This is a genomic window from Chitinophaga horti, assembly GCF_022867795.2.
In the GTDB taxonomy this organism is placed as follows: domain Bacteria; phylum Bacteroidota; class Bacteroidia; order Chitinophagales; family Chitinophagaceae; genus Chitinophaga; species Chitinophaga horti.
On sequence record NZ_CP107006.1, the window covers coordinates 1,699,591 to 1,713,080 of the forward strand.

At 50.1% G+C, this 13,490-nt stretch carries 11 protein-coding genes; 9 read left to right on the forward strand and 2 right to left on the reverse strand.

Going from position 1 to position 13,490, the window contains the following annotated elements:
- Positions 1–5: 5 nt before the first annotated feature.
- The 3 genes from MKQ68_RS06960 to MKQ68_RS06970 all read left to right on the forward strand — a co-directional run bounded on the left by MKQ68_RS06960 (position 6) and on the right by MKQ68_RS06970 (position 2,439).
- Complete coding sequence (locus MKQ68_RS06960) at positions 6–1,106, forward strand: sensor histidine kinase (protein ID WP_264282661.1); 1,101 nt, start codon at positions 6–8, stop codon at positions 1,104–1,106.
- 224 nt (positions 1,107–1,330) lie between these two features.
- Positions 1,331–2,209, forward strand: a complete 879-nt coding sequence (locus MKQ68_RS06965; RefSeq protein WP_264282662.1) for an AraC family transcriptional regulator — start codon at positions 1,331–1,333, stop codon at positions 2,207–2,209.
- A 65-nt stretch (positions 2,210–2,274) separates the two neighbouring features.
- Entirely contained in the window at positions 2,275–2,439 is a 165-nt protein-coding gene (locus tag MKQ68_RS06970) for a phosphatidate cytidylyltransferase (RefSeq protein ID WP_244844306.1), read from the forward strand.
- Between the two features lie 9 nt (positions 2,440–2,448).
- Here the strand turns inward: MKQ68_RS06970 and MKQ68_RS06975 are convergent, their stop codons facing one another.
- Entirely contained in the window at positions 2,449–2,955 is a 507-nt protein-coding gene (locus MKQ68_RS06975; RefSeq protein ID WP_264282663.1) for a sigma-70 family RNA polymerase sigma factor, read from the reverse strand.
- 979 nt (positions 2,956–3,934) lie between these two features.
- On the opposite strand from MKQ68_RS06975, the gene MKQ68_RS06980 reads away from it, so the two are divergent.
- The 3 genes from MKQ68_RS06980 (at position 3,935) to MKQ68_RS06990 (ending at position 7,624) form a co-directional block, all read left to right on the forward strand.
- On the forward strand, positions 3,935–4,381 hold the full coding sequence (locus MKQ68_RS06980; RefSeq protein WP_264282664.1) for a hypothetical protein: 447 nt from the start codon (positions 3,935–3,937) through the stop codon (positions 4,379–4,381).
- Positions 4,270–5,082 carry a FecR family protein gene (locus MKQ68_RS06985; RefSeq protein ID WP_264282665.1) on the forward strand — a complete coding sequence of 271 codons (813 nt, stop codon included), beginning with the start codon at positions 4,270–4,272 and terminating at the stop codon, positions 5,080–5,082. Before MKQ68_RS06980 ends, MKQ68_RS06985 begins: the two co-directional genes overlap by 112 nt.
- Positions 5,083–5,344: 262 nt before the next feature.
- Positions 5,345–7,624: a S9 family peptidase gene (locus MKQ68_RS06990; protein ID WP_264282666.1), complete on the forward strand. Its 2,280-nt coding sequence runs from the start codon at positions 5,345–5,347 to the stop codon at positions 7,622–7,624.
- 78 nt (positions 7,625–7,702) lie between these two features.
- Here MKQ68_RS06990 and MKQ68_RS06995 read toward each other — a convergent pair whose 3' ends face one another.
- On the reverse strand, positions 7,703–8,584 hold the full coding sequence (locus MKQ68_RS06995; protein ID WP_264282667.1) for an AraC family transcriptional regulator: 882 nt from the start codon (positions 8,582–8,584) through the stop codon (positions 7,703–7,705).
- 202 nt (positions 8,585–8,786) lie between these two features.
- Here MKQ68_RS06995 and MKQ68_RS07000 point away from each other — a divergent pair, with 202 nt between their 5' ends.
- The 3 genes from MKQ68_RS07000 to MKQ68_RS07010 all read left to right on the forward strand — a co-directional run bounded on the left by MKQ68_RS07000 (position 8,787) and on the right by MKQ68_RS07010 (position 13,475).
- Positions 8,787–9,719 carry a dihydrodipicolinate synthase family protein gene (locus tag MKQ68_RS07000; RefSeq protein ID WP_244844314.1) on the forward strand — a complete coding sequence of 311 codons (933 nt, stop codon included), beginning with the start codon at positions 8,787–8,789 and terminating at the stop codon, positions 9,717–9,719.
- Between the two features lie 18 nt (positions 9,720–9,737).
- Positions 9,738–11,228, forward strand: coding sequence for an aldehyde dehydrogenase (NADP(+)) (locus MKQ68_RS07005; protein WP_244844315.1), 1,491 nt, complete (start codon positions 9,738–9,740; stop codon positions 11,226–11,228).
- Positions 11,229–11,294: 66 nt separating this feature from the next.
- Positions 11,295–13,475 carry a putative Ig domain-containing protein gene (locus MKQ68_RS07010; protein WP_264282668.1) on the forward strand — a complete coding sequence of 727 codons (2,181 nt, stop codon included), beginning with the start codon at positions 11,295–11,297 and terminating at the stop codon, positions 13,473–13,475.
- Positions 13,476–13,490 lie beyond the last annotated feature (15 nt).

The window sequence follows — 13,490 nt, forward strand, 5'->3', positions numbered from 1 at the left end:
TAACCATGACCGAAAGAACCAAACCTAGAAAGTTTACGATCCTGCTGGTGGATGACCGTATCGAAAACCTGCTTTCTCTCGAAGAGATGCTGGACGCTGACCATCGTGTGTTTATGAAGGCCACGTCTGGCAACGATGCATTAAAACAGGTGTTGAAGAACGATGACATCGGGTTGATCATGCTGGACGTACAGATGCCTGAAATGGATGGGTTTGAAGTGGCGCGGCTGTTGAAAGCGAATCCTAAAACGCGCGACATTGCCATTATCTTCGTTACGGCGATCAATAAGGACGAGCAGCATGTACTTAAAGGCTTTGAAGAAGGCGCGGTAGACTACCTGCCCAAACCGCTCGACCTGCTTGTTACGCGGGCTAAGGTAAACGTGTTCGAAAAATTATACTTCTACGAGCGTGATCTGAAGATGGCGCTGAAAGAAAAAGAATTGGTCAACAATCAGCTGGAGCGCTTCATGTACGTGGTTGCTCACGACCTGCAATCCCCACTCTCCGGTTCTATGGGCCTCATGATGCTGATGCAGGAAGATCCGCGCATCAAAGAGCATGAGGATTTGCTGGAATACACTAATATGGCCGTTAAAGCCAGTTATAGCCTGAGTGAGATGATTACGGCCATCTTCGAGTTCTCCCGTAAGAACGAGCTGCAACAGACGATAGAAGATGTGGATGTAACGGAACTGGTGAATGAGATTGTCACGATGTTGTTCCCGCCGTCGCATATAAAAATCCATATAGAAGATACGCTGCCGGTATTATCTACCGTGCGCTCCAAATTACACCAGGTGTTTCAGAACCTGATCGGCAACGCCATCAAGTACAATGACAAACCCCAGGGCGAGATATTCGTCGGCGTAAAGGAAACCGATGCCTTCTACGAGTTTTATGTGAAAGATAACGGTCCGGGTATTGAGGAAAAGAACAACGAGCGCATTTTCAAGCTGTTCGAGGTGGTGGATAAGGAAAACGCGGAAAGTACGGGCATCGGGCTGAATATCCTCAAATACCTGGTAGAATCGCAGGGCGGCAAGGTGTGGGTGGAGTCGTTCCCCGGCGAAGGTAGCTGTTTCTGGTTCCAATGGCGCAAGTAGATCATCGTTCCTGCTTAACAATAATTGTCCTTCTATTATCATTAATTGATCGCTGGGTGACAATTCTGATTTAACTTTTTACATTTGATCTGATAAAAATATTTCATCCTTCGGGGTGATATAACCAACCTGGTCATACACCATAGTAGCTGAAAGCCCCTGTAAACGGGGCTTTCGAAATTGTCGGAAGTACAGAAAGCCATCATGGCCCATAATGTTAAGCAATGAAAGTCATCCAGTTTACTGTGCCAGTCGCCACAGAGGATTCTGTTGTGGTGGAAGAAGACCTGCTTCCTAATTTCTATAATTACCTGCATCGCCACAAGGAAATGCAGGTAACGCTGATCGTGAAGGGGAGTGGTACCCTCATTGCAGGCAACTACACACAGCCGTTTGAACCGGGCGACATCTACGTCATGGGGGCTAACCAGCCGCACATCTTTAAATCCGATCCTTCGCATTTCATCAATCCTCAAAAGGGGAATGCGCATGCGATCCATATCTTTTTTGACCACGAACGTATTCTCAAAAACCTGCTGCACCTGCAGGAGATGGAGCATATCAAACGTTTTCTCGACCGTACCCAAAGCGGTCTGCAGATGTATATGCCGCCCAACCAGCAGGAAATGGCCGGGGCTATCAAAAAAGTAAGCAGCAGTTCTGGTTTCGAAAGACTCATGAACTTCCTGCAGCTGCTGCAAAGTTTTTCGAAGGATGTGAAGGCCTGGAAGTCATTGTCTACCGGCTTTTCCAAACATTCGCTCCCCGACTCCGAAGGTATCCGCATGAATGATATTTACCAATATACTATGGATCATTATGGGGAAAATATTTCGCTGAAGCGGATTGCGGAGGTGGCGCATATTACGCCGCACGCCTTCTGCAAGTATTTTAAGAAGCATACCCGCAAAACCTATATGGCCTTCCTGAACGAGATCCGTATTAATGAAGCCTGTAAGAAGATCATCAACGGCGAATTCAGCAGTATTTCAAGTATAGCCTACTCATCCGGCTTCAACAGCGCCATTAATTTCAACCGCGTATTTAAGAAAACGACAGGCATTTCGCCAAGTGAATACATCCGGGAGTATAAAACGAAGTAAGGAACAGGTTGGGGAGGTAGCCATTTGGCACAGGATATGTGTTAACTCCTTTAAAACCACAACTTATGAAAGGCATCACATTAACATCCATGCTGGCATTTCTTACACTGTTCCTGAGCAGTTGCGAGCTGGTAGAAGGCGTATTTAAGGCTGGCATTTGGACAGGCTTACTGATCGTAGCCGTGGTATTGTTCCTGATTATTTTCCTGATCAGGCGGATGGGCAAATAGGTCTTTGTGTCAATCCCAGGTAACACCGCCTAACTTGAGGCGCAAGTGTTGCAGCCCGATCTTTATCTGGGTCTTGATAGAATTTTTACTGATGCTCAGGCGGTCTGCGGCCTGTTGGTAAGCAAGTCCCTGTATATACACCATTTGAAAGATGAGGGACCTTCTCGCCGGCATGTCGCTGATCGCTGCGGCAAGTTTGTCGGCAATGTCCGGACCGTCAGTGCGGATCCTGATTTCTTCCGCTACCGGCAGTTTTTCCTGCTCATGTGCGGCTACTTTTTTATCGTGATTGGCTTTGTTGCGCTGGTAAGTCATGCACCGGTTGCGCACAGATATCCATAGGTAAGATGTAACATCTTTCCGGATGTCGAGTTCGGCTCGTTTCTCCCACAAGTCAATAAAAAGCGCCTGCACCAGGTCTTTGGCTGCAGGTTCGTCGTTCAGCATACTATATGCCTGTAAACACAATAATTGGTAATGCTTCTTAAAAACGGTTTCAAATGTGCTGGCGTCCATACGGCACTAAGATTTCGGATAACTGATATAGGTACAAAGATGAATCCCGTGTCGGCCGCGTATATTGGAGAAAAGTAAATCTTGAAAACGCCTGCTAAACAGGTGCCGGATCAACAGCACTCCAAAAGTAGCCCAAAAGCGCATTGAATTTTGTTAATAAACCGTTAATGACAGTGGGAGAAGCAGGCGGGGCGGGCGCTGTAGCGAATACTGCTGTAATGCGACGAGGTGTTAAAACAGCGGCGATTTTGCTAAACAGTTCACATCGCATCGCTTAAAATTCGCGATGGCAGCCGCCTTCCGAGGGCTTGCAAAATACGGAATACAACGCTGAAGCCTCTACGATTTCGGAAGCTAAACGTCACTTGTCAAGACAAAAAAATTTTTCCAGACATGGGTTATTGGCAGAGAAAGGTGAAAGAACGATGGTTTTATACAGGATGGGTGATGTGATTCATTTGTTAACGGAGACCACTATTCAAAAAAATGGGGCCCGGGTGGTCTGCACCGGGCCCATCTTAATAGGATATGGTCATTCATATTTTCACACTCCATGTCATGGTGTGTAGTATGATGATCCATGTGCAAGTTCCGGTTCGGTTGCCGGTCACTTTTTTGGAGTACGTCAACAGGTGTATTCAGTTATTTAATCGACAAGATCTTTTCAGGCGCTCTATTATAAAGACTATTAAAACAATAAACAGGGTGAATGAATGAGATAAAAAAATAAGATATTTTTATCTATAATGTGATGAGTGGTCTTTTTGTATTGATATTGTTGTTATGTCAGATATTAAATCGATCTTTACGCTGCAGCCCGGCTGCATCAAACTTCTCCTTAGCTTTATGACGACACGCCACCGTACCATTTGCCAACTTGGCCAGGTCGTGTTTTCTCCATTCTCCCCAGCCAATAAATATTTATGAAATAATGCGTAATGCATTCACCCCACAGAGGTGATAATCTAGTCTTTATAGTATGGAACAGTTCCAGATAGAACAGCTGATGGTGAAAAGACTGGCGGGCATCACGTCCGACAGCGAGAATGCCTTGCTGGACGAGCTGGTCGAAAAGGATGCCGCTGCAAAGGCCCTGTGGGAGGAGCTTTGTGCGATGACAGGGGCTAAAGATATGCAGGCCTTCGCGAAAAGCCTCGACGTGGAAAGTGCCTGGGATGAATTGCAAACAATTGTCGCTCCACAAAAGAAATATCGTCTTCCCCTCCGCAGCCTGTCAATCGCGGCCGCTATCGCGATCATGATAGGAGGCGCTATTTATTTATTGATCAATCCCCGGGAAGACCTACGCCACAAGTGGCTACGGTACAACCGCCCACCAACAGGCCACTCATTACCGGCGTTCGGCTGGAAGCGGCTAACGGCGATATGCTCCCCCTGGATGGTAAGGACGCCGCCACTACGGTGACCCTGGACGGCGTGCAGCTACACAACGACCGCGAGACGCTCCGTTTTGAAGGCAAAGGAAACAACGCCGCCCGATGGAATGCCATCGTAGTGCCGGCGAAGCTCGATTATAAGGTTGTACTGGCCGACGGATCGAAGGTATGGCTGAACGCCAGCACGAAACTGCGTTTCCCTTTCACCTTCCCCAACGATATCAGGGAAGTGTTTGTGGACGGGGAGGCGTACTTCGATATTGCGCCGGATGCTGACAGGCCTTTCGTAGTTAACGTCGGTGGCTCCCGCCTCGAGGTTTTGGGTACAGAGTTTAATGTGAATAACTATGGCGGCAAAGCTATTACCACTTCCCTGGTAAAGGGAGCGGTGGCCGTAAACAGTAAAGCAGAACGCGTCGTATTGCAGCCGGGCAAAGAGGCAATTTTAACCAACAACGGGAAAGTGAAGGTGCACGCCTTTGATCCCGAAGAGGCCACCAGCTGGATGCACGGTGTATATACATTCCACAACACACCACTGTCTGTACTTTCCGAAGTATTGCCCCGGATGTTCGGCACGCAGGTGGTGTTTGACAAACGCGAGATCGGTGAGATCCGTTTTACCGGAGCGCTGGATAAAAACGACCCGCTGTCATATTTCCTCCGCAACCTGGAAGTGGCGGCCGAAGTGCAAAGCTACTACGCTAACGGGGTGTTGCATTTGAAATGACCGCGCGTCCCCGGCAATCTGCCAACGGTGTGTTATATTTGAAGTAACTGCCAGCCCCGGTACTAGAAGTAGCTGCCGAAGTGCAAGGCTATGCCAATGGGGTGTTACATTTGACGTAAGTCACTTAATGTAGCCCGCTCCCCACAAGCGGCTTTACGCTCATCCCTATTGTTAATTTTCGTAAACTATCTGCTAAGAAGCGCTTAACCAGCAAGCCCCGCACCGCGTAATTTTAGTCGCAGGAAATATAACTCCCTGTTACATGACGATCTGCGCTTCCTACTACCGCCTGCTAACACTGGCCTCCCTGTTTTTTGTGACCGCCCGCACCCAGGCGCAGGCACCCTTAATGCCTTACGCACCTGCGGCAGAAGAAGTGGCTGCCAACTATAAAAGTGCCGCCGAACTAGACTCGCTCGTACGCAATAAAGCTTATCGCCTGGGCGTACGTCCCCGCTGGCAGGCCGACAAAAAAGCTTTCTGGTACAAAAATGTGTTGCAAGACAGCGTAGTAGAATACGTATATGTAGATGCCGCGCAAGGTCGCAGGCAGCTGGCCTTCGATCACGCGAAGCTGGCTTCCGGGTTGTCGAAGGCTACTGGCCGCAGCATCAGCGCCGACAAATTGCCCCTCACAGATATCGTGTTCGCCAAAGACGCGATACTTGTAGAAACCGGTGGCAAATGGTACAGCTGCCATCCCGGCAGTTATGAATGTACGCCCGCCGCATCAGCACCGCAGGCTTCCACGGAGTCCTCTAATCCAGGCTCCAGGCCACGTTGGGAACGGGGCGACTGGGGCGCACGTAATATATCGCCCGATAAACAATGGTCGGTGGACATTCGCGATGGCAATGTATGGGTGAAGCCCGCTAATGGTGAGGCTTTCCAATATACGAACAACGGTACCAAAGCCGCTCCGTACGGTGAAGTGCGCTGGTCGCCGGATAGCCGCTATTTTGCGATCTGCCGCATCTACCCGGTGGAAGCAGCCAAAGTGTATTACCTGCTCAGCTCCCAGCCGAATACAACACGGGCGGAGCTAAAGTTCAATGACTATGCGCAACCCGGCGATTCCAATACGATCTACGCGGTGTACGTGGGTGACGTGGCCGGTAAAACGTTACGCAGGGCAGATGTAGACAGCAGCAACGACCGCCCCTCTATCCGCTGGCGCAAGTCTGATAACCGCTACTTTACTTTCGAGCGTGCCGATCGTGGTCACCAGCGCTTCCGCATCGTGGAGGTGGACCGGGAAACGGGGAACACGCGTAATATCGTCGAAGAGAAAACGAACACCTTTATTTACGAGCAGCGCATTTTCACGCACTATATCGAAGACAAGGACGAGGTGATCTGGTCTTCAGAAAAAGATGGTTACATGCACCTCTACCTGGTGAACGCCAAGGCTGGCACGGCTAAGCCGATCACGAAAGGAGCATGGGTGGTGAGAAACGTTGATAGCGTGGATACGCAAAAACGCCAGGTGTGGTTCCGCGCCAGTGGCATGAATCCGGGTGAAGATCCCTATAACGTACATTACTGTCGCATCAACTTTGATGGTAAAGGCCTCGTGAAGCTGACGGCAGGCAATGGTCATCACACGCTCACTTTTTCCCCCGACCGCAGCTATTATATCGATACTTATTCCCGGCCAGATGCGCCGCCTGTAACGGAGCTGCATCAAACGTCGACGGGTAAACTGCTTACCGTGCTGGAAACTGCGGACGTGAGCCGCCTGTTGGCTACAGGTTTGCGGCTGCCGGAAGTATTTGTTGCCAAAGCACGCGATGGTAAAACAGACATATGGGGCGTAGTATGCCGGCCGCGCAACTTCGATCCGCAAAAGAAATACCCGGTGATCGAAAACATATACGCTGGTCCGCAAGATGCATTTGTGCCTAAAAGTTTTATGACTTACAGCGAAATGCAAAGCATGGCGGAACTGGGTTTCATCGTGGTGCAAATGGACGGTATGGGTACTGCAAACCGCTCTAAAGCGTTTCATGACGTTTGCTGGAAAAACCTGGCAGATGCCGGTTTTCCCGATCGCATCCTTTGGATGAAGGCGCTGGCAGCGAAGTATCCGTATGTAGACGTTGATAGGGTAGGACTGTACGGCACTTCCGCCGGCGGGCAAAATACCGTGGGCGGTTTGTTGTTCCATCCGGAGTTTTATAAAGCGGGTGTGGCGGCTTGTGGTTGTCACGATAACCGGGTAGATAAACAATGGTGGAACGAGCAGTGGATGGGGTACCCAGTGGGTAAACATTACGAAGAGCAATCGAATATCGTGAACGCCGCCAAACTGCAAGGCAACCTGCTGCTGATAGTCGGCGAGGCCGATACCAACGTGCCGCCGGAGTCAACATACCGCCTTGCCGATGCATTGATCAAAGCAAACAAAGACTTCGACTTCCTCGTGGTGCCTGGTATGGGACATAGCGATGGCGGGCCTTATGGGCGCAGGAAGAAACGTGATTTTTTCGTGAAAACATTATTGGGCGCGCAGCCTCCGGTTCGCAACATGGCATCTAACTAAACAAGCCAACTAATAAAATGCGGCGCGCCCTTTCCGTGATGGAGAGGGCGCGTCGTTTATAAGCAGGCGAAAATATAGTTAGTGCTCAACGTTCTGGAAGTAGCTGTTCACATAATCACTCGGCGACTGATCGGTAATACTTTTAAACACGCGGTTAAAGTTGGTGATGCTGTTGAATCCACAGGTGTACGCGACTGTGGCGATATTATCATACCCGCCATCAGTCAGCTTTTTACAGGCTTCGTTGATGCGTACTTCATTTAAGAAAGAGACGAAGGTATGTAACGTATGTTTTTTGAAATAGCGGCAAAACGCCTGTGGTGTCATGTGTGCCTGTTTCGCAGCGTCTTCAAGTGTAATGGGTTTATCATAATTGTGCATGATAAAGTTGTAGATGTTACCGATGCGTATGCCTTCATGCTCGCTGTATACAGGTGTTTGACTGGCAGATGATAGGGCTTTCAGCTCCTTCAGGCTGCTCAGGAATTTAAGCAGGTCGATGAAGTGAATGAGTTGATCGGCACCAGCGTGTTGCTGGATGCGGATCATCTTGCTGGATATTTCCGACACATAGGTTTGTGGTACGCGAAAGCCGGATTGGGCTTGCGTGATGAAGTTTTTTAGTAGCTTAAGTTCGGGCAGACTGAAGAAAGAGGCCAGCTGTCCGTTTGGATTGAAAAATATATCCAGCGCCACGATCTTCTTTTTGCTTTTAGGCGTAAAGTAAGACGGGTCGCTTTTAAATACGTGTGGTTGATTTGCGCCGAGCCAGAAGATTTCATTATCCCTAAAGGCATGCATGTTGTTTTCGGCTACGAGTGTGCCTTCTCCCTTCTGGATCCAGGTCATTTGTATTTCCTGGTGACGGTGCAGGTGTTGGTAAAAATGAGGCAGCACATTTTTCTGTACAATAATGGTTTTGTCGTGCGGCACAGGTATCGTGAATTGCAGTACTTTCATGATATATACTGTATTTTAACTGCTGATGGAATAGATTCCGGTTGTTGTTTCTGTTTGCCTAAAGCCTTATTGGCTGGTAGCTTTCCCAATATTACTAATTTTTCGGTTCGTTTTGCAAAGAGGTTAAGATATGGGCATAATTGATTAGAATTGGGCATGTGATCCGAACCGGTTTGAAATACTTTTGAAAAAAAAGATAATTATGAGTATTGCCTGGAAGGGTATATATCCCGCACTGACCACCAAACTAAATGCGAACGAAGAACTGGACCTCCCGCTGTTCAAACAAAACCTGGACGCGCAGCTCTCCGCCGGCATCGACGCCATTGTACTAGGCGGCACCCTTGGCGAAGCCAGCACCCTGACTACGAACGAAAAGGAAACGCTTACGAAGTTTGCGGTGGAGCAAACCACGGGAAAAATACCAGTGATCCTGAACATTGCTGAAGGTTCTACTGCAGAAGCATTGCAGCGTGCAAAAGAAGCAAAGGCATGGGGCGCTAAAGGCCTGATGATGCTGCCGCCAATGCGCTACAAAACAGACGCCCGTGAAACTGCGGCTTACTTTAAAACTGTAGCCAACTCCACGGACCTGCCCATCATGATTTACAACAACCCGGTTGATTATAAAACAGAGGTGACACTCGACGTGTTCGAAGAACTGGCGGAGTGTCCCAACATCCAGGCGGTGAAAGAGTCTACCCGCGACATCAGCAACGTAACGCGCATGCGTAATGCGTTTGGCGATCGTTTCAAAATCCTTTGCGGTGTAGATACGCTGGCTATGGAAGAACTGCTGATGGGTGCCGACGGATGGGTGGGTGGCCTCGTGTGTGCATTCCCGGAGGAAACAGTGGCTGTATATCGCCTGGTAAAAGCCGGTCGAATCGAAGAAGCACTGAAAATCTATCGCTGGTTCCTGCCGCTGCTCGAGTTGGATATTCACGCAAAACTCGTACAATACATTAAATTGGCAGAAGCACAGGTAGGCCTGGGTACCGAGTACGTAAGAGCACCGCGCCTGACCCTTATTGGTAAAGAACGTGAAAGGATCTTAAAAGTGATCAACGACGCCCTGGCTGTTCGCCCGACGCTGCCTGACTACAAATCGATTTCCGCCGCACAGCTGGCGTAACTCATAAATTGAATGGATATGCAAACGCCCGTTACAGCAACAACGAATGTAGAAGAAGTAATGGACAATGCCGCGAAGGCATTTGATGAATACAAACGCCTGTCGGCCGCCAGACGTGCGGATTTCCTGGAGGCGATCGCGCAGGAGCTGGAAGCGGCTAAAGAATCACTGGTAGCGGCTGCACATGCGGAAACTAACCTGCCTTTGCCGCGCCTCAACGGAGAAGTAGGCCGCACTACCGGTCAGCTTCGCCTGTTCGCAAACCTGTTGCGCGAAGGCAGCTGGGTGAATGCCGTGATCGATACAGCTGATCCGAGCCGTACGCCCGCCCGTCCGGATCTACGTAAAATGTCATTGCCATTGGGACCGGTAGCGGTGTTTAGTGCCAGCAACTTTCCTTTTGCCTTTTCTACAGCCGGTGGAGATACGGCGAGCGCGCTTGCTGCGGGTTGTCCGGTAGTGGTAAAAGGACACTCCGCACACTTACAAACATCTTTGCTGGTGTTTGAAGCGATGCAAAAAGCGATCAAAGCTGCAGGTGTACCTGAGTTTACTATACAACATATCACCGGCCCGGGTAACCAGGTAGGCAAGGCATTGGTGCAACATCCTGCAATTGCTGCCGTAGGTTTTACCGGTTCGTTCTCCGGTGGTACCGCACTGGTGGAGTACTCCAGCCAGCGCGCAGTACCGGTGCCGGTTTTCGCGGAGATGAGCAGTATTAACCCTGTCGTGCTCTTCCCGGACGCATTAAAACAACAGGGCGCACAACTGGCGCAAACTTATGCGGGCTCTATCACGCTCGGTATGGGACAATTCTGTACCAATCCCGGTTTATTACTGGCGGTTAAGAGCGCGGAGTTAGACCAGTTCGTGGGTTTACTGGCCGAGGACATTGCGAAGGTAGCGCCAGCGAAGATGCTGCATTCCGGTATCTGTAAATCTTACCATCATGGCCTGGAAGAAGTGCTGTCACATAAGGACGTGGAGTTGGTGAAACAGTCTGCACAAGCACCTGCCGACCTGGAAGCGTATCCGACATTAGCGCGTGTAACCGGTGCGGCTTTCCTTGCGGATGCTGCTTTGCGCGAAGAGGTGTTCGGACCGTTCTCGCTGGTAGTGGTCTGTGAAAACAAAGCCGAACTGGTACAGGTATTAAAAAGCCTGAAAGGACAACTCACCACTACGCTCATGGCTACACCGACCGACATACAGGCGAACCGTGATATACTGGACCTGCAAGCCACGCTGGCCGGCAGGATCATCCTGAACGCTGCGCCAACGGGCGTAGAGGTCTGTGCCGCGATGGTGCATGGTGGCCCGTTCCCGGCTACCACCGATGCGCGGTTCACCTCCGTGGGTTCGTCGGCGATACAGCGTTGGGTAAGGCCCGTATGTTTCCAGGGTTTTACAGATGATATGTTGCCTGAGGAATTGCAAAATGCCAATCCGCTCAATATCTGGCGTAACGTGAACAACCAGCTCACGCAATCGCCGCTGAACGCTTAAGCCGTATCTCGCAGGATGAAAAAAATACTTGCTCTCATTTGTTGCGTTTATGCCGGCATGCACTGCATGGCACAACATAAAGGCGCTATATCGCTACCGGTGGCCAAGTTCGCTACCGGTAGCGATGAGCGTTGGAGCCAGCCTGCGTTTGACGACCGTGAATGGAAACAAATCAATACTGGCACGGTTTGGCAGTCGCAGGGATATACCGATTACCACGGTTATGCCTGGTATCGCATCCATGTAATCATTCCTTCTTCCCTGAAAGATAATGCACATTGGAAGGATAGTCTTCGCGTCTACCTCGCGCATGTAAACGACGTGGATGAAACGTACCTGAATGGCGTGAAAATCGGTAAGACAGGCCGCTTTCCCGAAGATGAGGGCGGCTACGAAAGTAAATGGCCAGCCGTTCGTCAATACCATGTGGCGATGAACAATCCCGCGATCCGCTGGAACGAAGAAAATGTAATCGCCATCAAAGACTACGACGGTGGCGGATCTGGCGGCATTTTTATGGGGAGTCCTTACCTGGATGCGCTTGAACGTACCGACGGACTGCGTGTATCCGTACCGCAAGATCGGCTGCAGTATACCAACAAAGGCATGAACGCCGCCTTGCTTTTACAGAATCAATTTAACACCACACTCCATGGAGTTTTGCAGTACACTTTGTACGATGTGATCTCCGCAAAAGACATTCGTACCAGTACGGTACAAGTATCGCTGCCGCCACACCAGTCGCAGGGACTGAACTGGCAGGCGCCCAACCAGGAGGGATTGCAGTTACGGTATGTATTTACTGAAGCAGGTTCCGGGTTGAAGGTAGCAGATACCCTCGCATTGCCTTACATCCTTACACCAGCAATAACAGTCTTTCCGAAGATAAATAATGCGCGCGTTTACGGTGCCCGTCCCGGCCACCCTTTCCTGTTTTGCATTGCAGCCACGGGCGAAGCGCCGCTCACTTACGAAGTAACGCATCTGCCCCAAGGCTTAACTTTAAATGCCAAAACCGGTGTTATTACCGGCACTACACCTGCGAAAGGCGACTATAAATTGTCTGTAACGGTTAAGAATAAACGAGGCTTGGCAAAGCAACAACTCACCATCAAATCGGGCGATCAGTTATCACTTACACCTCCTATGGGCTGGAACAGCTGGAACTGCTGGGGCGTAAACGTGAGCCAGGACAAAGTGATCAGCAGTGCGCAGGCCATGATTGACAAAGGCCTTACCGGCCACGGATGGACATATGTCAACGTAGATGATGGCTGGGTATCTCCCCAACGCGCCGCTGACAGCAGCATGGTGCCCAATGAAAAGTTTCCTGATATGAAGGGGCTCGGCGACTGGTTGCATGAACGTGGCCTGAAATACGGTATCTATTCATCTCCCGGAACACTCACCTGTGGTGGTTATCTCGGCTCTTACGGCAACGAACGAAAAGACGCAGATACCTATGCCGCCTGGGGCGTCGATTACCTCAAATACGACTGGTGCAGCTACGAACGCATCGCCGCCAGTGACACGACGCTGGAAACATATGTGAAACCTTTCCGCGTTATGCAAACCGCGTTGCAGGCACAACCGCGTGACATCTTCTATAACATTTGCCAGTACGGCCTTAAAGATGTGTGGAAGTGGGGAGGTGCGAATGGTGCACAAAGCTGGCGCACAACCGAAGACATTGAAGACACCTGGGAAAGTCTTTTGCAGATAGGCTTTCAGCAGAATAAACTATATCCTTACGCTCATCCCGGCGGCTGGAACGATCCGGATATGATGATCGTAGGACAAGTAGGCTGGGGTGAAAACCTGCATCCTACAAGACTTACGCCCGAAGAACAATATACGCACGTAAGTCTCTGGTGCCTGTTGTCTGCGCCTTTACTGATCGGCTGCGACCTCAGTAAACTCGACGACTTTACATTGAACCTGCTCACGAATGACGAAGTGCTGGCCATCGACCAGGACCCGCTCGGCAAACAGGCGCAGCGGGTGTTGCAAACGCCAGCGTACGAAGTGTGGTTGAAGCCATTGGAAGACGGTAGCCATGCGCTGGGCATATTCAACATGCAAACAACAACGAACACGGTTAGCCTGCCCTGGAAAAGCCTGGGCCTGCAAAATAAGCAACAACAAGTGCGCGACCTGTGGCGGCAACAGGACCTTGGCACGGTGAAGGATGAATACAGTGTAACACTGCCGCCGCATGGCGTAAGACTGCTGAAAATCGGCAAATAACATTCGGTAACTATT